The 21,695-nt window shown below is 69.3% G+C and carries 13 protein-coding genes; 9 read left to right on the forward strand and 4 right to left on the reverse strand.

The window, feature by feature from the left end; all coding sequences use genetic code 11:
* The first annotated feature begins 1 nt into the window (after position 1).
* Both M0765_RS11340 and M0765_RS29215 read left to right on the forward strand, forming a co-directional pair.
* The gene (locus M0765_RS11340) at positions 2 to 1,750 is read left to right on the forward strand and encodes a two-partner secretion domain-containing protein (RefSeq protein WP_258503765.1); all 1,749 of its coding nucleotides are present in this window, start codon (positions 2 to 4) and stop codon (positions 1,748 to 1,750) included.
* Complete coding sequence (locus tag M0765_RS29215) at positions 1,747 to 3,828, forward strand: MBG domain-containing protein (RefSeq protein ID WP_258503766.1); 2,082 nt, start codon at positions 1,747 to 1,749, stop codon at positions 3,826 to 3,828. The genes M0765_RS11340 and M0765_RS29215 overlap by 4 nt, the downstream gene beginning before the upstream one ends.
* Here the strand turns inward: M0765_RS29215 and M0765_RS11350 are convergent.
* From M0765_RS11350 to M0765_RS11365, 4 genes are all read right to left on the reverse strand, one after another.
* Complete coding sequence (locus M0765_RS11350) at positions 3,825 to 4,613, reverse strand: hypothetical protein (protein ID WP_258503768.1); 789 nt, start codon at positions 4,611 to 4,613, stop codon at positions 3,825 to 3,827. The two genes, M0765_RS29215 and M0765_RS11350, sit on opposite strands and share 4 nt — an antisense overlap.
* Before the next feature lie 52 nt (positions 4,614 to 4,665).
* Entirely contained in the window at positions 4,666 to 6,666 is a 2,001-nt protein-coding gene (locus tag M0765_RS11355; protein ID WP_258503770.1) for an ATP-binding response regulator, read from the reverse strand.
* Positions 6,663 to 7,697 (reverse strand): ABC transporter substrate-binding protein, encoded by a 1,035-nt coding sequence (locus M0765_RS11360; RefSeq protein WP_258503771.1) that lies wholly within the window; start codon positions 7,695 to 7,697, stop codon positions 6,663 to 6,665. Before M0765_RS11360 ends, M0765_RS11355 begins: the two co-directional genes overlap by 4 nt.
* Positions 7,698 to 7,878: 181 nt before the next feature.
* Positions 7,879 to 9,768, reverse strand: a complete 1,890-nt coding sequence (locus M0765_RS11365) for an ATP-binding response regulator (protein WP_258503772.1) — start codon at positions 9,766 to 9,768, stop codon at positions 7,879 to 7,881.
* 257 nt (positions 9,769 to 10,025) lie between these two features.
* Between M0765_RS11365 and phnD the strand changes: the two genes are divergently transcribed.
* The 7 genes from phnD (at position 10,026) to M0765_RS11400 (ending at position 21,684) form a co-directional block, all read left to right on the forward strand.
* Entirely contained in the window at positions 10,026 to 11,033 is a 1,008-nt protein-coding gene (gene phnD / locus M0765_RS11370) for a phosphate/phosphite/phosphonate ABC transporter substrate-binding protein (RefSeq protein WP_258503774.1), read from the forward strand.
* A gap of 46 nt (positions 11,034 to 11,079) precedes the next feature.
* Positions 11,080 to 12,096, forward strand: a complete 1,017-nt coding sequence (locus tag M0765_RS11375) for a phosphate/phosphite/phosphonate ABC transporter substrate-binding protein (protein WP_446751548.1) — start codon at positions 11,080 to 11,082, stop codon at positions 12,094 to 12,096.
* A 143-nt stretch (positions 12,097 to 12,239) separates the two neighbouring features.
* Entirely contained in the window at positions 12,240 to 13,571 is a 1,332-nt protein-coding gene (gene tssK, locus M0765_RS11380; RefSeq protein ID WP_258503775.1) for a type VI secretion system baseplate subunit TssK, read from the forward strand.
* A gap of 32 nt (positions 13,572 to 13,603) precedes the next feature.
* Entirely contained in the window at positions 13,604 to 14,932 is a 1,329-nt protein-coding gene (locus M0765_RS11385) for a DotU family type VI secretion system protein (RefSeq protein WP_258503777.1), read from the forward strand.
* A complete protein-coding gene (gene tssM / locus M0765_RS11390; protein WP_258503778.1) occupies positions 14,929 to 18,528 on the forward strand; it encodes a type VI secretion system membrane subunit TssM in 3,600 nt (1,199 codons plus the stop codon). The genes M0765_RS11385 and tssM overlap by 4 nt, the downstream gene beginning before the upstream one ends.
* Positions 18,525 to 19,001 (forward strand): type VI secretion system-associated protein TagF, encoded by a 477-nt coding sequence (gene tagF, locus M0765_RS11395; RefSeq protein ID WP_258503779.1) that lies wholly within the window; start codon positions 18,525 to 18,527, stop codon positions 18,999 to 19,001. Before tssM ends, tagF begins: the two co-directional genes overlap by 4 nt.
* A gap of 787 nt (positions 19,002 to 19,788) precedes the next feature.
* Positions 19,789 to 21,684, forward strand: a complete 1,896-nt coding sequence (locus M0765_RS11400) for a serine/threonine-protein kinase (RefSeq protein WP_258503781.1) — start codon at positions 19,789 to 19,791, stop codon at positions 21,682 to 21,684.
* Positions 21,685 to 21,695 lie beyond the last annotated feature (11 nt).

The following is a 21,695-nucleotide window of genomic DNA, read 5'->3' on the forward strand; positions in this document are numbered from 1 at the left end:
CATGGCAATGCACAACCGTTCCCCACGATTCCAGCCGCGCCCGCGGCTTCGCCCGGTCGCGCTCGCACTGGTGTGCCTGGGCCTGGCGCCCGCGCTGGCCCAGACCCTGCCCACGGGGTTCTCGCCCATTGCAGGAGGCGTGTCCGTCGCGACGCCGAATGCCGCGACGATGAATATCACGCAGACCACGGCGCGGGCGATTGCGCAGTGGAACACCTTCTCCATCGGAGCGGACGCAACGCTCAATGTCGCGCAGCCGAGCACGAGCAGCGTGCTGCTGAACCGCCTCGTGGGCGGTGCTCCGGCCTCGGTCATCGCGGGCAAGATGAATGCAAACGGCCATGTCTACCTGATCAATCCGGCCGGCGTGACGTTCTCCAAGGGCTCGTCGGTCAGCGTCGGCGGGCTGGTCGCTTCGACGCTGAACATGACCACGAGCGACGAGGCATTCATGGGCGGTGCGAACCGGCTCGAGTTCGCACGGCCCAGCGGCGCCTTCGAATCGGTGGAGAACGACGGCAGCATTACGGTCGGCAACGGCGGCACCGCCGCATTGATCGGCTCGCTGGTGGCCAACCGCGGCACCATCGTTGCGAACGGCGGCACGGCCGCCATGGCCTCGGGTGAAACAGTCACGATCGACTTCGCGGGCGACGGCCTGACCACGTTGCGCGTGACGCCCGGGCTCTACAGCGGCGTCGCGAACAGCGGCACCATGCAGGCCAACGGCGGACGCGTGGCGCTGATCGCGACGACCGGTTTCGAGGTCTCGAACGGCGTGGTCAATTCACGCGGCGTGCTGCGCGCCGATTCAATGGCGTCCCGCAACGGCGAGATCATTCTCGATAGCGGTCTTTCACCCGAGGGCGTGCGCATGACCGGCGGGCTGGTCTCGGCGGTCGGCGACGGTGCCGGCCTCACGGGCGGCACGATCGACATCAGTGGCCGCGTGATCGGGCTGGAGCCCTTCGTACCCCCGCTGTCGTCCGTCCCGCCACCGCCGCCGCCAGGGTCCGACGACCGCGGCGTCATCGACGCGAGCGGCAGCGCCGGCGGCGGGCGCATCCGCCTTTATGCGAACGCGGCGGCCGAACTCGGCAACACCGGCGCCATCGCGATCGGCGCCGGCTCGATCCTGCGCGCGAACGCCGCCGCATCGGGCAACGGCGGCGATGTTCGCCTGCTGGCCGAACGCACACTGCGCGCCCACGGCAGCATCTCGGCGCGCGGCGGCTCGGCCGGCGGCAACGGCGGCTTCATCGAAACTTCCGGCGGTTTTGCCGCGCCCGACGACGGACAGGGCGGCGGCTTCAGCATCAACGGACTGCGCGTGGACGCCTCTGCGCCCGCGGGTACCGCGGGCACGTGGATCATCGACCCGTTCAATGTCGACATCGTTCCCGGCGCAGCGGCCGGCACGCTGCCGACCAACCCCTTCGAGCCGCTCGCGGCCAGCACCATCCAGGACGGCGACATCAACGCCGCCCTCAACGGCGGCACCAGCGTACGCATCACCACCGGCGACCCCGGCGCGGGGTCGCCGACCGATGGCGACATCCGCATGTTCAACGGCGTTCGCATCAACTACAGCACGGCCAACGGGCCGTTGACCTTCCAGCTCGACGCCCACCGCAGCGTGCGCGGCGACAACAACGTGGTGATCGAGTCCTCGGGCGCCGGCGGGCCGCTCAACGTGGTGTTCAACACCGACGTCAACGGCGGCGGTGCCGCGACCGGCGGGGGCAGGTGAGCTACAGCGGCGACATCTACACCAACGGCGGCAATGTGGTGATGAACGGCGCCTGGTCGGCCTCGGGGTCGGGGCCGAGCGTGAGCCTGAACGGCAACGTCATCGACACGCGCGTCGGCCGCACCGATGCCGGCGCGGGCGGCTCGGTAACGATCAACGGCAACACCAGCGGGCCCTCGGGCGGCGGCTTCACGGACGCGGCGGTCTACATCAGCGGCGTGCAGATCGCCACGTCGACCGGCAACGTCGACATCACGGGCATCGGCGCCGAAACCAGCGGCGTGCGGCTCAACTCGCGCTTCACGGGCACCGGCCTGCCGAACCGGCGCACGGACATCTCGACCACCAGCGGCAACATCACTGTGCGCGGCGTCGGCAACTTCACTGGCAACAGCAGCGAGATTCCGGGCCATGGGGTGGTGATCAACGATTCGGCGCTTCGCTCGGTCAGCGGGAACATCGCAGTGCGCGGCCTGCGCCAGGCCGACACGGATCCGGGCACGGGGGGCGACGGCGTGCTGCTGCGCACCGGCACGCAGATTGCCACCACCGGCAGCGGCAGCATCGAGATCACCGGCCAGGCCGAGGGCGACGGCGCCGGCGTGCGGATCGGGCCGCCAGCACCCGTGCCGGGCGTGTTCCCTCCGGTGCTTGCGGGCGTTTCCGTGTCGTCGGCCGGCGGCAACGTCGTGCTGCGCGCCAGCAACGACGGCAGCACGGACGCGCTGGTGATCGATGGCGCCGTGAGCGCGGGCAACGTCGTCAACCTTCGCCCCGGCGGCGTGGCGGCGGACGGCACGGCCTTCGACCAGGTCGCAACGCCGATCACGCTCGGCGGCACGGCCAGCACCGGCTTCGCGGTGTCGGCGGCCGAGTTCTCCCGCATCTCGGCCGGCAACGCGATCGTGGCCGGCAGCAATGCGCATGCGGCCGACATCAACGTGGTGGGGCCGCTCGCGCTGGCCTCGGGCCTCACGCTGCAGAACGAAGGCGGCGGCAACATCTCGCTGCAGGCGCCCATCACGGCGCCGCGCGTCGGCCTGGTGTCGGCAGGCAACATCACTCAGACCGCAGCCGCACCGATCACGGCCGGCACGCTCTTGGCCCGTTCCAACGGGGGCAGCGTGCTGCTCGACCAGGCGGCCAACAACGTGAGCGCGAACACGCTGGGCGGCGGCGCCGCCGGCGCGTTCCGCTACCAGGACGTGGATGAACTGCGCATCGGCCCCGTCTCGGTCGTCGGCTACGACGCCGCCGGCAATGCGCCGCAGGTGGTGTCGGCCGGCTCCATGGCGGCGGACACGGTGTTCGTGCGCACGCTGAGCGGCGACCTGCAGCTCGGCACGGCGGTGACCAGCACGTCGGGCGCCGACCTGGTGGCCGCGGCACGGTTCCAGAACGTGGGCGGTGCCAGCCTGGGCGGCGCGCCCTGGCGCGTGTGGGCCGACACCTGGATCGGCGAGACGCGCGGCGGCGTTGCCGGCTCGGGCCTGCTGCCGAATCTCTACAACTGCGCCTACCTGGGCCTGTGCGGTGTGAGCGTGTCGCCGGGCGACAACCACTTCATCTATGCGCAGCGGCCGACCGCGACGGTCGTGATCGGCAATGCCGCACGGGTCTCGGGCTCGGACAACCCGGTCTTCACCTGGAGCATCACGGGCCTGATCCTCGGCGACAGCGGTGCAGGCTTCAGCGGTGCGGTGGGCACCGCCGCCAACCAGTCGAGCCCGCCCGGCGCCTATGCGATCAACGGCAGCTTCACCTCGGCCGAGGGCTATCTGGTCAATGTGGTGCCGGGGACGCTCACGGTCAGCAGCCCTCCGGAGGTTCCGCCAGTCACGGTCGTCGTTTTTCCGCAGATTCCGAAGCCCGATGTGGTCCGCGACCTGCCGACCACCTGGCTGTACGACCGCAACATCGGCCCGCCGCCGATCTGCTTTGCGACCGGCCCGCTCGAAGGCGACCGCGCCTCGCAGGGCAACGATGTGCTGGCGCGCGAATGGTCGCGCGTGCGCTCGCGGCCCAACCTCACGAGCTGCGTCGACACCGAGAAGCGCAACGGCTGCGCCGACTTCTAGGGCTTGCCGTTCGTGGGCTGGCCCGCGGCCCCGAAGCGGCCCGTATACGTGCGCAGGCCCTGATGCGCCAGGTCGGACTGCGCGTCGATGTGGACCTTGCCGCCCAGCGCCTGCCAGCGCCGGCAGAACGCGTAGTCCTCGCTCAGGTAGCGGCCGTTGTCCGGCTCGGCCAGTACGTCGAAGAAGCGGTAGTGCGGCCACGCCTGCGCGGCGGTGTCGCGCGACGGCTCGGGCGTGTAGCGCAGGTCGGGCCGCGCCTCGGCCAGCCTTTCGAACACCGAACGGGCGATCAGCATGAAACCCGTGGGCGCGTCGAGCACCTCGATGAAACCATCGGCATCGACCTTGCGCTCGCCGGTCCATGCGTTGGCCGGAAAGCGCGCATGCCGCGCCTCGAAGTCGGCGCGCGTGCTGCCCGCGGGCAGGGCTTCGCGCAGGCCGTCGGCGGGCCAGCCGTCCTCCTTGAGCGGATAGACGCCGGCCACCACGTCGCGGCCGGCCAGCAGCAGCCGCAGCGCCGCGGAAGGCTCAAAGCCGATGTCCGCGTCGATCCAGAACAGATGCGTCCAGCGCGTGTCGGCCATGAACTCGGCCACCAGCCGGTTGCGTGCGCGCGGAATCAGGCTGTCGCCATCGAGGAAGCGCGTCTGCATCGAAAAGCCGTGGCTCCACGCGAGATTCACCAGGCCCAGCAGGCTGCGCACGTAGATCGAGGCCAGCGCGCCGCCGTAGCTCGGCGTCGAGATGAAGGGTCGGATGTCTTTCAGTGCGGCAATGTCGAGCATCGGAAGGGCTCCTGTCGGCAGGCGTCGAAGTCGGTAGCGTGTGTGGCGGCGCTCAGGCCGGCGAGGCGGCATGCCGCCGCGTGGAAAGCAGCGCGCGCAGTTTGGCGGGCGCGACCGGCTTGGTGAGCAGCATCACGCCGCCATGGCGCAGGCGTTGCAGCACTTCGGGGCCGGTGGCGCCGGACACAAGCACGGCGAGCGCATCGGGCTGCAGGCGCTTGGCGGCGGTGATCACGTCCATGCCGTCGTCGGCGCCGGCCAGTTGCAAATCGCACAGCACCGCGTCGAAGCGCTGGTCACCGGTGCCCAGCCGCGCAATGGCCTCGGCGCCGGTGGCGATGCATTCGACCTCGCACCCCCATTGCTCCAGCAGCGCGCGGCTGCCGTCGAGGATCACGGGGTCGTCGTCGACCACCATGCAGTGCAGGCCGGCGAGCGGCGTGAGTGCGCGCGGCGCGGCTGCCGGCGCGGTGGCTTCGGCCGCCTGGGCGGCGGGCAGGGTGAGCGCAAAGGTGCTGCCCGCCTGCAGCGCCGAGCGCACCGTGATGCGGGTGCCGAGCAGCGCGGCAATGCGCGCGCAGATGGCAAGGCCCAGCCCGAAGCCGCGGCGCCGGTCGCGCTCGGTATTGGCCACCTGGTAGAACTCTTCGAAGATCCGGCCCTGGTGAATGGGCGCAATGCCCACGCCGTTGTCGCGCACTTCGATGCGCACGTTGTCGCCGTCGGCCCGGCTGCGCCGCGCGGCCACCAGCACCGTGCCGCCGGCGGGCGCATGGCGCAGCGCGTTGGCCACCAGGTTGCCCACGATGCGCTGCAGCAGCGCCGCATCGCTGCGCACCGCAAGCCCGCGGTCGCTCCAGCGCAGGCGCACGCGGGTCTCGGCCGCGGTGGGGGCGTGCTGCGCATCGAGCTGGTCGAACAGAGCGGCCAGGGGCACCTTGGTGATCGCCGGCGTCAGCACCTGGGCGTCGAGCCGCGAGATTTCGAGCAGGTCGTCGAGCAGCACGCCCATGAATTCGGTGCTCTCCTGCAGGCGCAGCACGGCCGGGCGCTGCGCCTCGGTGGCGCTTGGCAGCAGGCCATCGATGAAAAGCCCCATGGCGTGCAGCGGCTGCCGCAGGTCATGGCTGGCCGCGGCCAGGAACCGTGCGCGCGACAGCGCCGCCTGCTCGGCTTCGGCCATGCGCTGCAGCGCCACCGCCGTGGCTTCGCGCACGCGCTCCTCGCTGACCTGTCGGTTGCGCTGCAGCCGCTCGGCCAGGCGATCGATGTCGTGTGCGAGCACGGCCAGCTCGTGCGCGTGGCCCTTGCCGGACGATGCCGCGGAAACGCTCCGCGGCTCGCCCTCGACCACGTCGCAGCGCGCTTCGAAGTGCCCGGCCTCCAATGCCGCCACCGTGCGCGACACGCGCCGCAGCGGCCGAGCCACCGTGCGCGCCATGTGGCGCACCGAGGCCCATGCCGCGAGCAGCGCCACCATCGCAATGCCGATGCCCGCCATGAGCGAGCGGCTGCGCTCGCGCGCGTAGGCCGTGGTGTCCCGGAAGGTCTGCACCAGGCCGATAGGCGTTTCGCCCGCCGCGGTGGAGCCCGCAGGCGCGAAGGCACTGGCGCGCGAAGCCTCGCGCAGCGTGACGGGCGAGGTGAACATGCGCAGCTGCGCAAGCGCCGATGCCTTGGGGCCGGCGGTGACGAACACGCCCGCGCTGTTGCTGATCTCGACTCGCATCACCTGTCCGCCGCGCAGCGCCGCGTTGGCCACGTTCTGCAGCGCGGGCAGGTCGCCGGCATAGAGGCTCAGGTCCGACATGGCGGCCACCTGGCGCGCCACGGCCTGGCCTTCGGCATCGAAAGCCGCTTCGAGCGTTTGCAGGCGGTTGTGCGTGAACCAGCCGGTGAGTGCCAGCGCCACCGCGGCGCACGGCACCACGCCAAGGCGGAACAGGTCGCGCTGCAGGTTGCCCCGCACCACCAGCGTGGGCGTGGACAGGGGCTGCGGCTGCGCCGGCGAATCGGCGTGCGAGCCTTCGGGCGTCGTCCCCTTGTCGCTCATCGCGTGACGGTGAGCCGCTCGGTCAGTTCCCGCTCCTCCGGCAAGCGCAGTCCGAGTCCGCGCGCCACGGTCACGTTGACGCGCACGGTGGCGGGCGTGGCCGATTCCACCAGCGGGCCGGCGCCGGCACTTGCCAGCTTCTGGCCGAGCAGCCGCGCCTGCCGCGCGAGCTGCGCCGGCGTGGAGACCGCCGCCGCAAGCCCGCCGGAACGCACCAGCCCTTCGCTGGCGCCGAACACCGGCAAGCCCGCTCCGGCGCCCGCGCGCAACACCGAGAGCGTGGCGGCCTGGCTGTCGCCGATCAGGTCGGGCAGCACCATCAGCGCGTCGCTGCGGGGCACCACCGAATGCAGCGCCGCGGCCAGCGACCTGGCGTCGGGCGCGTATTCCACCTGCACGTCCCACGGCGGGTTTGCGCCCTGCGCCGCGCGCTGCAGCTCACGCACCAGCGGTTCCGATTCAGGCGTGGCGACCACGCCGATGCGGTACTTGTTCGGCAGCACCGCACCCACCAGCGCAAGCTGGTCGCCCATGGCGGGGTCGCGCAGCAGCACGCCCACGCGCCTGTCGCCGCGGCGCAGGGCCGGGCTGCTGGCGCGCAGGGTCTCGTAGTCGAGCCGGCTCAGCATCGCGAGCACCAGCGGCTGCTGGCCGGGTCGCTCGAGCGCCGCGCGCGCGGCCGGCACGCCGACCGCCAGGGTCATGCCGGCGTCCGCCGGCGCCGTGCGGAGCCCGCGCGTTCGCACGCCGGCATTGGCGGCCCGGTCAGGCTCGGCGGCGGCTGCTTCCAGGGCTTGCGAGGTGTCCGCGCCGCCCTGCGGAAGCCGCACCAGGTCGAAGCGGCCGCCGGGCTCCTGGCCCGCGCGAAGATGCTGCACGAACTCCGAGTGCGCCGCGAGGTCGTCGCCCATCAGCACCGTGAGACCTGTGGCCGATGCAGCGGCGGCGGCCAGCTGCACCATGCCGCAGGCCAGCGCGGCGCGAGCGCCGCAGCGCAGCCGTTTCCGGAAGAGCGAGATGAAAGGGTTCACGGCAACAAACATGGACTGCTTCCGCAGCAAGACAGAGCAGTACCCAATGTAAGGAAGCCCCCTGCTTGGCGCGATAAGGCGGAGGGCTTATGTCGGCACCCGCCAGCGCTTGCAGGCGTGATGAAGTGCACAGCGCGGCGGCTGCTTGGCCTATGTCCGATGGACTAGGGCCTGCAGGACCCTAGGCTTCGGCGTTGAGCAGCGCCGCCGCGCGCTGCGCCTGGATGGCCTGGCGCAGCACCCGCGGAGAAACCGGCTTGTAGAGCACCGCGATGCCGGCGCTGGCCACTTCGCGCAGGCGGTCGGGCTTGGTTTCTCCGGTGACCAGCAGGCGTGCCGTGCCGGGTCCGATGCCGCGCGGATGGCGTTCGAGCGCCGCGATCACGTCCAGCCCGTTGTCGCCGCCCTGCAAGAGCAGATCGCTCACCACCACGTCCGGCGGCCGCTCCCACGCGTCGGCCAGCGCGAGTGCTTCGGCACGCGTTTGCGCCGCCTGCACCTCGGCGCCCCAGTTGGTGAGCACCACCGACAGGCCTTCGAGAATGGTGCGCTCGTCGTCGATCACCAGGATGCGCAACTGCTCGAAGCTGGGTTCCTCCTCGACGGCGCTGGGAGCCGGCGCCACGTCCAGCGCGGGCAATGCGGCCGGCGCCGATCGCACCAGCACCCGCACACAGGTGCCCTTGTTCGGCCGCGAAGTCAGCTCGACGCGGGTGTTGAGCAGCTCCGTCAGGCGCTGCACCGTGGCAAGCCCCAGGCCCATGCCGCGCTGGCCGCGCGGTGCCTGGCGGCCGGTGGCCTCCACCTGGTAGAACTCCTCGAACACGCGCGCCTGGTGCTGCACGGCAATGCCCACGCCGGTGTCGACCACGTCGATGCGAACGCCCTTGCCGCGCCGGCGGGCGCCGATCAGCACGCCGCCTTCGATGGTGTGGCGCAGCGAGTTCGACACCAGGTTGTTGAGAATGCGCGAGAGCATCACGTAGTCGCAGCGCACCCAGAGGTCGGTCTTGCGCGCCACCAGCCGGAGGCCCTGCTGCTCGGCCACGGGACGGAAGTTGCGGCTGATTTCATCGAACAGCTGGTCGAGCGGAAAGTCAGCCCACTGCGGCTGCAGCACGCCGGCATCGAGCTGCGAGAGATTGAGCAGCTCCGAGAACAGCCGGTCGAGCGAATCGACGCACTCGCGAATGTGGCCGATGCGCTGCAGGCGCACGGGGTCGGTCTCGCCGTTGGCCAGGCCGTCGGAGAACAGCGTGAGCGCGTGCAGCGGCTGGCGCAGGTCGTGGCTGGCGGCGGCCAGCAGGCGCGTCTTGGCCTGGCTCGCGACTTCGAGCTGCTGGTTCTTGCGCGCGAGTTCGGCCGTGGCCTCGCTGATGCGGCTTTGCAGCAAGCGGTGGCTTTCGGCCAGTGCGCGCGCCGCCTGGTTGAAGCCGTGCTGCAGGTGCCGCACTTCGGAGGTGCCTTCGATGGTCACGCTCGCGGCCTCGCCGGCGCCCAGGCGGTCGACCGCCTTGCCCAGCGCGCGGATCGGCTCGCTGATGCGCCGCGCGGCCCACCAGCCCGCCAGCCCCACGCCCACCAAGCTGGTTGCGAGCACCAGCACCACGTTGAGCCACACCGAGCGCCGCGCGTCCTGCACGGCGTCCAGGCTCATCTCGACCATGACCTTGCCGCTGTGCTTGCCGTCCTCGCTCACGATCGGCACCACCACCTGCAGGCCCTCGCCACGGGCGCGGTCGACGGTTTCGGAGTTGGCGACGATCTCGCCGTCGTCCGACCAGATCTGCACCTGCTGCACATGCGGCTGGTAGGTGCCCGACTGGGCCGTGCGCTGGAGAATGCGGCGGTCCATGCGCACCAGCGGAGCTTGCGCCGCGGTGGCGACCTGCAGCGCCACCGTTTGCGCATTGGCGCGCATCAGCTCGGTGAGGTTGTCCAGGTGCTGGCGCGTCAGAACGGCAATGGCCGCCAGTGTGGCGGCGGTTGCCGGCACCAGCGCCAGCAGGATCAGCTGCTGGGCGAAGGTGAGGCGCGCAAGCCCCCGGACGACGCGGAAGTTCCAGTTCATGGGGGCATTGGGCGCATGAAGATCGAGCTTACGGGCGCTGGTTACGGTGCGAAAGATGGGAAAAACATCACAAAAAAGACTTGTATTTGATATCTAATCGTGTCCGCGTTTGTCCATGTTAGACCCGCTGACCCGCAGCGGCTCATGTTCCGTGCCCAAAAATGCAGGCCTCCCCCAGCTGCGCCCGGAAGGCTTCCGGCGCCATTGACGCCTTTCGTGCCCCGCACCGCAGCCCGCGGTTCAGGCGTGCTGCCGCCGTGGCGGTGCGCCGCGGCGCACTTGCCTTGGCGCTGCTCGCCGGCCTGCCCTTGGTGGCCGCCTCGCAGCCCGCGCTGCAGCCCGATGCACCGGTGCGCTTCGGCATCCTGCCGCTCGGCGGTGCTTTCGAATCGCGCAGCGACTGGGACCCCCTGCTGGCCGAACTGAGCCGGGCCATCTCCCGGCCGGTGAGCGTGCTCTCGGTCAATTCGTATGAAGCGCTGGAGCAGGCCATCCGCCGCGACGAGGTCGACATGGCGTTCCTGTCCGGAAAGATGGCGCTCGACGCCGTGACGCAGCGCCGCATGAAAGTGGTGGCCCAGGTGGTGCGGCACGATGGCCTGGCGGGTTACCGCGCCCTGCTGCTCACCCGCAAGACACCGCCGTTCAATACCAAGAAGAGCCTGCTCGGGGAGCCGGAGCGCTGGCGCCTTGCGCGCGGCGAGCGGCAGTCGGTCTCCGGCTTCATCGTGCCGCAGCTGCAGTTCTTCTTGCCCAACCACATCGCGATGGAAACCCGTTTCCTGAGCGAGATCGTCGGCACCCACCAGGCGACCGCTCTGGCCGTGGCCAACAACGAAGCCGATGTGGCCACCAACAACACGGCCGATTTCGAACGCTTCAAGCAGCGCTTTCCGGCCGAGGCGCAGCGGCTGCAGGTGCTGTGGGAATCGGAGCTCATTCCGCATGCGCAGATCGTTGTGCGGCGTGAATACCCGCCGGAGCTGCGCAGCAGCGTGCAGGCCTTCCTGGTCGGCTACGGCCGCGCCAAGGGGCCCAAGGGCGATGCGGAGCGGGCCGTGCTCAAGTCGCTGCACGACCTGGCCGGCTTCGTGGCGGCGGACAACAGCTCGCTGCAGCCGGCCGCCAAGCTCGCCTATCAGCTGGCCAGGCAGAACGCCATGACCGCGCAATGGGTCAACGACGAGGCGCGGCAGGCGCGGCTGAAGCGCATCGAAAGCGGCTATGCGGAGCAGGTCACCGTCCTTCGGGACCTGTCGCCCTGACATGCGTGTTCGCGCGCTGCCTCGCGCTGTCGGGTGGCTTGCCGCCATGGCAATGCCGCTCATGCTGGTTGTTGCCGCGCTCTTGCTGGCGCCGGGCGGCGCCGGTGCCACCGAAAAAGCGGCCGCTCCCACCAAGCCCGTGCGCTTTGGCGTGCTGCCGCTGGGGGGCGCGGTCGAGTCGCGTGCGTTGTGGATGCCGCTGCTGGCCGACATGAGCCAGGCCATCGGCGTGCCGGTGACTGCTTACTCCGTGGCGTCGTACGAAGAGCTCGACCGCGCCATCAAGCGCGATGAAGTCGACATGGCGTTTCTTTCGGCCAAGATCGCGCTCGAAGCCGTGATGCAGCGGCGCATGAAGGTGGTGGCGCAAATCGCCCGCCGGCCCGGCATGCCCACCCACCGCGCGGTGCTGCTCACGCGAAAGACCGGCGTGCCCAACACGCTGGAAGCGGTGCTCGCAGAGCCCGAGCGCTGGCGCCTCGCACGCGGCGACAGCCGCTCGGTGACCGGCTTCCTCATGCCGCAGAGCCAGCTTTTCCTGCCGCGCAACATCCAGATGGAAACCCAGTTCCGCGGCGAGTTCGTCGGCAACCACCAAGCCACCGCGCTCGCAGTGGCCAACGGCGATGCCGACGTGGCCACCAACAACACCACCGACTTCGAGCGCTTCAGGGAGCAGTTTCCCGTCGAGGCCGCGCGGCTGCATGTGGTGTGGGAGTCCGACCCGCCGCCCGGCGCGCAGATGGTGGTGCGGCGCGACTACCCACCCGCGTTCCAGGCCAAGCTGCAGGCTTTCCTGATCGGCTACGGCCAAGGCAAGGGCCCGCGCGCCGATGCCGAGCGCGAGGTGCTCAAGACGCTGCGCGCTGCCTACGGCTATGCCCCGGCTGACGACAGCGCACTGCTGCCCGAGGCGGCGCTTGAATACCAGTTGGGCAAGCAGAACGCGATGGCGGCTGCATGGGTGAACGATGCGGCGCGCGAGCAAAGGCTGCGGCGCATCGAGCAGGCGTACAAGGAACAGGTCGAGACGTTGCGTGCGGCGTCTGCGGCCGCACGTTGAACGAGGCGTGCTGGCGCCCGCCTAGTCCCTTCGCCGTAGCTCCAAATCCCTCCGCCTAGGCCGTTAGGCGGATTTGCCGCCGGCCTTGCGCGCCGGAAACTCCGTGCTTCTTTCGGGCAGCCCTTGCCTTTGACGGAGTGCGGATGAGTTGGCGAACAAAAGTGGTCTGGAGCGAGGGGATGCTGCTGCAGCCCCAGCACCTGCAGCAGAGCGAGCGTCATGGCGACCATGCGCGGCATGTGCTTTTGCGTTCGACCACGCCCTATGCCTGGGGTTTCGCGGAGATCGAGATCGACCAGGCCGCGCTCACACTGGGCAAGCTCGCACTGGTGCGCGCGGTGGGCATCTTCGGCGACGGCACGGTGTTCGACATGCCGGCGGTCGATCCACTGCCCGAGCCCATCGACATTCCGCCAACCATGCGCGACGAGGCCGTGATGCTGGCGCTGCCCGTGCGCCGTGCCGGTGCCCGCGAGGCCGACGCTGAAGAATACGAAGAGCTGGTGCGCCACCGCGTGCTCGAGTCTGAAGTGCCCGACTCCAACACCGCCGGCGAGCGCACCGCCATGCTGCAACTAGGCCAGCTTCATACACGCCTGATGCGCGCCAGCGAGGCGACCGATGCATGGACCACGCTGGGCGTGGCCCGCGTGGTCGAGCGCCGCGTCGACAACCAGGTGCAGCTCGACCGCGCCATGCTGCCGCCGCTGCTCGACGTGGCGGGCCATGCGGTGATCCGCTCGTGGCTCGACGAATTGCTGGGTCTTTTGCGCCAACGCGGCGAGGCGCTGGCCGGCCGCATGACGCAGGGCGGCACGGGCGGGGTGGCCGAGATTGCCGATTTCATGCTGCTGCAGACAGTCAATCGCAACGAAGCCGTCTTCGCGCATCTGGCCAAGAGCGCCATGCTGCACCCGCAGCATTTCTTCGAGCATGCGCTCGGGCTGGCCGGCGACCTGGCGAGTTTTCGCGATTCGCGTCGCGTCACACGCTTCGGGCCCTATATCCACGACGACCTGGCGCTGAGCTTCCGACCGGTAATGGACGACCTGCGGCGCAGCCTCTCGATGGTGCTGGAGCAGTCGGCCGTCCGCATCGAGCTGCACGACCGCAAGCACGGCGTGCGCGTGGCGGTGGTCACCGATGTGGAGCTGCAGCGCAAGGCGACCTTCGTGCTCGCGGTGAATGCCAACATGCCGAGCGAGGCGCTGCGCGCGCGCTTTCCCACGCAGGTCAAGATCGGCCCGGTCGAGCGCATCCGCGACCTGGTCAACCTGGCGCTGCCGGGCGTCACGCTCACGCCCATGCCGGTCGCGCCGCGCCAGATTCCCTTTCATACCGGCGCCAATTACTTCGAGCTCGAAACGCGCAACAGCGACCTGTGGCGCCAGCTGGAGCAATCGGGCGGCATCGCGATGCACATCGCGGGCGACTTTCCCGGCCTCGACCTCGCCTTCTGGGCCATTCGTTCCTAGCCGCATCGGGCTGACGGAAACGGAACACCATCATGACCACACCAGACCCCTTCGCCGCTTTCGAGTCGGAGCGCACGGTCATCAAGCCCAAGCCGCGCACGCCGGCCGGCACGCCGCCGCCCGCGGCTGCGCCCGCGCCGTTCTTCGGCGGTGCCGATCCGACACCCGCCGCGGATGTAGGCGAGATCGGGCTGCTCAACCCGCTGGTCTCCGCGGCGGGCAAGCTGCTGGTGCTGATCGGCAAGCTGCGCAACCTGGTGCAGCCGCCCAACGTGCCGGCCCTGCGAGCCTCCACCGCGGACGCGGTGAACCAGTTCGACGCCGCCGCACGCCGCGCCGGTGTGAGCAACGAATCGGTTCTGGCCGCGCGTTATGTGCTGTGCACGGCGCTTGATGAAGCCGTGGCCAACAACCCCTGGGGCGTGCAGGCGGGCTGGAACAAGCAGAGCCTGCTGGTGCAGTTCCATAACGAGACCTGGGGCGGCGAAAAAGTGTTCCAGCTGCTCGCCAAGCTCGCGCAGGACGTGCCCACGCACCGCCAGCTGCTGGAGCTGATCTACAGCGTGCTCGCGCTGGGCTTCGAAGGCCGTTACCGCGTGGTCGACAACGGCCGCGCGCAACTCGATTCGGTGCGGCAGCGGCTGGCCGATCTCATCGCCAAGGACCGCCCGCCGCTCGAGGCCGAGCTTTCTCCGCATTGGCGCGGGCAGGGCGCAGGCACGGTGCGGCTGCGTGAATCGCTGCCGCTGTGGGTGTTTGCGGCGGGCTTTGCGCTGCTGCTCGCGCTGGCCTGGTTCGGCCTGCGGCTCACGCTCAACTACCGCTCCGACACCACCTATGCCGCCGTGTCGGGCCTGCGCGTGCCCAACATACAGATTGCGCCGCCCGCCGTGCCGGCCAAGTCGCCGCGGCTTGCGCGCTTTCTGGAGCCCGAGATCAAGCAAGGACTGGTGACAGTGACCGACGAGGCCGACCGCAGCGTGGTGCGCCTGCGCGGCGACTCCTTCTTCGGCTCCGGCAGCGCCGAGCCCATGGCCGCATCGCTGCCGGTGCTGCGCCGCATCGGCCAGGCACTGGCCGAGGTGAAGGGCGAGGTGCTGATTACCGGCCACTCCGACAACCAGCCGATCCGCTCGCTGCGCTATCCGTCCAACTGGCACCTGTCGGCCGCGCGCGCCGATGCGGTGAAGGGCGCGCTCACCACGCAGGTAGAGCCGGCGCGCATGCGCTCCGACGGCAAGGCCGACGCCGAGCCCGTGGCCGCCAACGACACCCCGGCCAACCGCGCGCGCAACCGGCGTGTCGACATCGTGCTGTTGTCGGAGCCCGACCGGATGGCTTCGGCGGGAGTGACGAAATGATCAAGAAAATCTTCGGCTTCCTGTTCAGCCCGCTGCTGCTGACCATCCTCGCGCTGGTCATCGTCTCGCTGCTGATCTGGTGGATCGGCCCGCTGGTGAAGATCGGCGCGTGGGTGCCGCTCGAGAGCGACCTTGCACGCGCATTGCTGATCGGAGCCATCGTGCTCATCGTGGTGCTGCGCGCGCTCTACCGCCGCTGGCGCGCGCGCCGTGCGAGCCAGCACCTGACCGACGGCTTGATGAAGGCGCCGTCTGCGAAGACGGACGCGCCGGTCAACGGCGAACAGAAGATCCTCGACACGCGCTTCAGCGAAGCCGTGGCCACGCTCAAGCAGATGCGCCTGCATGCGGCCGGCAAGAAGCCCGGCTGGCGCGACTGGCTCTCCATCTCCGGCGGCAGCTATCTGTACGACCTGCCGTGGTACGTGTTCATCGGCGCGCCCGGCGCGGGCAAGACCACCGCGCTGGTCAACTCCGGCCTTTCGTTCCCGCTGGCCGAGAAGTTCGGCCCCGGCGCCATCCGCGGCGTGGGCGGCACGCGCAACTGCGACTGGTGGTTCACCGACGAAGCCGTGCTCATCGACACCGCCGGCCGCTACACCACGCAAGACAGCCACCAGTCGGAAGACAAGAGCGCGTGGGAAGGCTTTTTGGGCCTGCTCAAGAAGGCGCGCCCGCGCCGGCCGCTGAACGGCGTGTTCCTCACGGTGAGCGTGGCCGACCTGCTGAGCCAAGGCCCCGAGCAGCGCACGCAGCTGGCCGCTTCCATTCGCGCGCGGCTGCTCGAGCTGGATGCGAAGCTCACCACGCGGCTGCCGGTGTACGTGCTCGTCACCAAGAGCGACTTGCTCTACGGCTTTACCGACTACTTCGACGACCTTGGCAAAGAGCAGCGCGCGCAGGTGTTCGGCTTTACGCTGCCGGCCGACGAGAATGTGCAAGCCGACGAGAAGGGCCTCTCCACCGCCTTCAACCGCGAGTTCGCGCTGCTGCACAACCGCGTGAACGACGGGCTCATCGCGCGCATGCAGCGCGAGACGGACGGCACGCGGCGCGCGGCGATCTTTGGCTTTCCGGCGCAGTTCGGCTCCATCGGCTCGATGCTGTCCGACCTGCTCGACCAGGTGTTCACCGGCTCGCGCTTTGCCCAGCCGCCGTGGGTGCGCGGCGTCTACTTCACCAGCGGCACGCAAGAGGGCAGCCCGATCGATCGCGTGATGGGCAGCCTTGCGCGCAGTTTCGGCCTGGAGCGCGCCATGCTCGCGCCGCAGAAGTCGAGCGGCCGCAGCTACTTTCTCACCGCGCTGCTGCGCGAGGTGGTATTTCCGGAGCAGCGCCTGGCCGGCGCCAACGTGAAGCTGGAGCGTCGGCGCCACACGCTGCGCATGGCCGGCGTTGCGGCCATGACGCTGGTGACGCTCGCGCTGCTGGCTGGCTGGGGCTACAGCACGCTGCAGAACGTCAACTACCTGAAGTCGGTCGAGGCGCGTGTCGAGCCTGCGCGCCAGACCCTTGCGGCGCTGCCTTCGCGGGTGCAGAACCTGGTCGAGGTAGCGCCCGTGCTGCAGGGCCTGCGCGACATCTGGAAGACGCCCGACAACCGCCAGGGCGACGAGCCGCTGTCGATGACGCTGGGCCTCTACCAGGGCGACAAGCTCGATGCGGCCGCCATGCTCACGCACCAGCGCGCGCTCAACGATGCCTTCCTGCCGCAGATCGCCAAGCGCATCGAAGACCAGCTGCGAACTGCGCAGAAGGACAACCTCGAATACACCTACGAGGCGCTCAAGAGCTACCTCATGCTCTACCAGCCCGAGCATTTCGATGCCGAGGCGCTCAAGGCGTGGATCACGCTCGACTGGGCGCGCAGCCTGGACCGCGGCATTCCCGAAGACCAGCGCCAGGCGCTCGAAGACCAACTCGACGTGCTCATTGCCCAGGGCCCGCCGCGCTCGCCGCTCAAGATGGACGAGAACCTGGTGCGCAGCGTGCGCGCGGTGCTTGCGAGCTACCCGCTGGAGCAGCGCGTGTTCAGCCGCCTCAAGCGCCAGCGCGCCACCAAGGACATTCCGGGCTTCAGCATCGCCACCGCCGCCGGCCCCTCGGCGCCGCTGGTGTTCGAGCGCATCAGCGGCAAGCCGCTGACCGAAGGCGTGCCGGGCATGTTCACCTACGACGGCTATCACAAGCGCTTCCAGAACGAGGTGACGGTGCTCACCGGCTTGCTCGCGCAGGAAGACCCGTGGGTGCTGGGGCAAGACCGCAGCGCCACCGACCGCATGCGCGACGTGGCCGCGCTCGGCGCGCTGACCGACCGCGTGCGCCGGCTGTACCTGGCGGAATACGTCAAGGTGTGGGAGACGCTCCTGGCCGACGTGCGGCTGATTCGCGCCACCGGGCTCGAGAAGAACATCGAGGCCGCACGCATTCTCTCGGGCGTGGGTTCGCCGCTTGCCAACTTCTTGCGCGCGGTGGTGAAGGAAACCACGCTCATTCCCGCCGACCAGCCCAAGGACGTGGTGAGCAAGGCAACCGCCACGGTTGCCAACACGCGCAAGGGCCTCGAAGACCTGTTCGGCGGCGACCCGAACAAGCCGGTGGCCAGCGGCAAGCGCATCGAGAGCATCGTGGACGACCGCTTCGAGCCGCTGCGCCGCCTGGTCACGCCCGTTGCGCCCAACCAGCCCGCGCCCATCGACGAGGCGCTCAAGCTCTTCAACGAGGTGTACGTGTACCTCAACGCCGTCGACACGGCCGTGAAGGGCCGCACCTCGCCGCCGCCCGGCGACGTGGCCGGCAAGCTCAAGTCGGACGCCGGGCGCCTGCCCGAGCCGGTGCGCACCATGGTCGAGAACCTGAGCCAGTCGGGCGCCGCGCAGGCGCAGGTGGCCGAGCGCGGCAACCTGAGCCAGGACCTGCGCCCCGTGACCGAGTTCTGCAACCGCGCCATCGCGGGCCGCTACCCCTTCGTGGGCAGCAGCAAGCGCGACGTGCTGCCCGAAGACTTCGGCCAGATGTTCGGCGCCGGTGGCCTGATGGACGACTTCTTCCAGAAGCGGCTGGCCGCCTTGGTCGACACCAGCACCAAGCCGTGGCGCTACAAGCCGGTGGCCGAGCGCGGCGCCGTCACAACGCAGGCGCTGGCGCAGTTCGAGCGCGCCGCGCGCATCAAGGACATCTTCTTCCGCGGCGGCGGCCGCGGCCCTTCGATGCGGCTGGACTTCAAGCCGGTGGAGATGGACGCGGGCATTACGCAGTTCATTCTCGACGTGGACGGCCAGCTCGTGAAATACGCGCACGGCCCCGTGGTGCCCATGGCCGTGCAATGGCCGGGCCCCAAGGGCAGCAACCAGGTGCGCATTCAGGTGAGCCCGCCTTCGACCACCGGCAGCTCCGGCTCCGCGGTCGATGGGCCGTGGGCGCTGTTCCGCGCGCTCGACGACGGCCAGCTCGAAGCCGGCGATGCGCCCGAGAAGTTCTTCATCACCTTCCAGGTCGGCCCGCGCAAGGCGCGCTTCGAGGTAACGACGAACAGCGTGCAGCACCCGATCCGCTGGAAGGAACTGCGTGAGTTTTCTTGTCCGGAGGGGTTGTGAGCGACGCGCTTGCTTTTCCTTCTGCTTCTGCATTGCCCGGATGGTTCGGCAAGTTGCCGGGCATGGGTGACTTTGCGCACCGGCGGTTGCCCGAGTCGTTTCTCTCTGAATGGGACCACTGGCTGCAGCGAGGGCTGGCGCGGTTGAAGGACCGGCATACGGACTGGATGGCGCATTACCTGCAGGCGCCGGTGTGGTGCTTTGCGCTGGGGCCGGGAGTGGCGGGCGAGGGCGCCTGGATCGGCGTGATGATGCCTTCGGTCGATGGGGTGGGGCGGTACTTTCCGATCACGCTGGCGGTCGAGATCGATGCTTCTGTTGGCGATGCGCTGCAGGGGATGCGCTGCGGGGTGTGCTGCTGTGGTGGGAGCGGGGGACGCAGGCGGCGCTGGAGGGGCTTGAGGGGGATATGGATGCGCTGGGGTTCGATGCTTTGCTTGAGCGGTTGTTTGTTGCTGAAGGTGGGGAGGTGAGGGAGGGGGGCTGGAGTCGCTGGCTTTGCCTGGGGCGGGGAGGTCCTTGTGGCTGGACGATCCTGCTGCTTCGGCTGACGCCGGGGTGATGGTTGCTGGGTTGCCTTTGGATGGGGAGTTCGAGGCTTTGTTTGTGGGGGAGGGGGAATGAACTCCTTGCTTCGTTTTGTTGTCCGAGGCCGGGTCTCGCCCCGGCGGGCGACTCACTTTCTTTGCTTCGCCAAAGAAAGTAAGCAAAGAAAGGCGCGCCCTACTGTCTGCGTCCCCTGCGCTTCGCTGCGGGAAACCTGCGGTGCTCGACTCCGGCGGGGGCCGCAGAACTCGCTTCGCTCAAACAGCTGCGGCCCTGATCCCGCCTCCATCTGCGCTCCTCGGCGCATACAGAAGGGGTGGGGCGGGCAGCCTTCGCTCTCGCTCGGCCCCAACAGCCAAGACCAACAGCCAACTGCCCAGCTCATCCCAACCACTGCGGCGCGCAGCGCCGCAGTGGCTTGGTGGCCGAGCGAAGCAAAGGCCCGTTCGGTTTCCAAGCCCCTCTGTATGCGCCGAGGAGCGGAGGGTTTTGCGGATCAGGGCTCGCAGCTGTCTGAGCGAAGCGAGTTCTGCGAGACCCCGCGAAACCCGAGCACCGCAGGTTGCCCGCAGCGAAGCGGAGGGTCGCAGACAGTGGGGTCGCCTTTCTTTGCCTACGTTTCTTTGGCGAAGCAAAGAAAAGTAGGTCGCCCGCCGGGGCGACACCCGGCCTCGGAAAGCAAGCCCCCGTCAACGTCCATACGGGAGCCAGCCAATGACCGAAACACCAAAACCAAACACGCCGACAGAAGACGACCGCACCCAGGTCATGTCGCGGCCAGCCCAACAAACAGACACCTCGGTAACGGTAATCACAGCCAGCCCCACAAGCCTGTCCAACGCCCCCATCACAAGCCCAGCCACAGAAGCCAACGAAGCCGGCCTCCTCCCCGTAGGCAGCCGCCTCGCAGAATTCGAAATCACCCGAGTCGTAGGCCAGGGCGGCTTCGGTGTCGTCTATGAAGCCTGGGACCACGCCCTCGAACGCGTCGTCGCCATCAAGGAATACCTGCCCACATCGCTCTCGACAAGGCAGCAGGACGGAACAGTCGTCCCCCTGTCGGAGCGCCACCGCGAAACCTTCGACCTCGGCATGCGCAGCTTCATCAACGAAGCCCGCCTGCTCGCGCAGTTCGACCATCCCTCGCTGCTGAAGGTCTACCGTTTCTGGCAGGAGCGCGGCACCACCTACATGGTCATGCCGTTCTACCGCGGCGACACGCTGCGCCAGGCGCTGGGGTCCATTCCGGCGGGCGTGGACGAGGCCTGGCTCATCCGCATCATGGACGGCGTGACGCAGGCGCTCGGCGTGATGCACGGCGCCAACTGCTATCACCGCGACATCGCGCCCGACAACATCATCCTGCTCGAAGGCTCGGGCCGGCCGGTGGTGCTCGACTTCGGCGCCGCGCGCCGCGTGATCACCGACAAGACGCAGGCGATCACGGTGATCCTCAAGCCGGGCTACGCACCCATCGAGCAGTACGCAGAAATGCCCGACATGTCGCAGGGCGCGTGGACCGATGTCTATGCACTTGCGGCGGTAATGCATGTGGCCGTTTGCGGACGCGCGCCGCCGCCCTCGGTGGCCCGGCTCCTGTCCGACAGCTATGTGCCGCTGGCGAGCAACGAAATCCTTCGCCAGCGCTACAGCCTGCGACTGCTGCAGGCCATCGATGCGGGCCTGGGCGTGCGGCCCGAGTCGCGGCCCCAGTCGATGGCCGAGTTCCGCGCGGCACTCGACCTGGAGGTGGGCCACAGCATCGCGCCGGTGCCGCGAACCTCGCCGCCTGTGACCCCTGGCTCGCGAAAGACCGCCGGCAATGCCGACGCGCCGACCATCATCGGCGGCGGTGGAAAGACGTCAGTGCCGGGTTCGCACGATGGCGGTGGCTCAGGCAAAAGCAAGGCCGTGCCCGTCATCGCATCGCTGGCGGTGGCCGCCGTGGTGGCTGGCGGTGGTTGGTGGTGGTACCAGGGCCGCACGGCCGCGGAAGGCGACAGCGGCGGCGGCAAGCAGGCGATCGTTGCGCCACCACCGCCGCCCGAGATCCGCGTGACCGAAGCGCCCCCGCCACCGCCGCCTCCTCCGCCGGCACCCCGCACGCCGCTCGACTCGCTGCAGTCGCTCGCCGCGGGTGCGGCGCCGGGTTTCGACGTGGCGGCCGCGCCGAAGAAGCCGGAGGTCGCAATCGGCAAGGACAGGCTCGCCTTCGAAGTGCGCAGCAAGCGCGACGGCTTTGTGTACGTGTTCCTGCTGTCCAGCGGCGGCGAGATGTTCTTGCTGTTTCCGAACCTGCTCGACAAGCACAACAAGATCACCGCCGGCAGCCCGCTCTCGCTGCCGCGCGCTTCGTGGCCCATGGATGCCGGCGGCCCCGCCGGCACCAACCAGTTCGCGGTGCTCGTGAGCGAGCACGAGCGCGACTTCGGCGCCTCTGGCGTCCAGAACGACGGCGTGTTTCCGCAGTTTCCCCTTCCCGTGCTGGCGGCGCTCGAAGCCACGCGCGGCACGGGGCCGTCGCCTTTGCTGGGCAAGCCGGTGTGCGCGCCCAACACCCCCTGCAACGACGTTTATGGCGTCGCGAATTTCAAAATCGTCGAGAAGTAATCGTCTGTAGA

This window comes from Variovorax sp. S12S4 (genome assembly GCF_023195515.1).
Taxonomy (GTDB): domain Bacteria; phylum Pseudomonadota; class Gammaproteobacteria; order Burkholderiales; family Burkholderiaceae_C; genus Variovorax.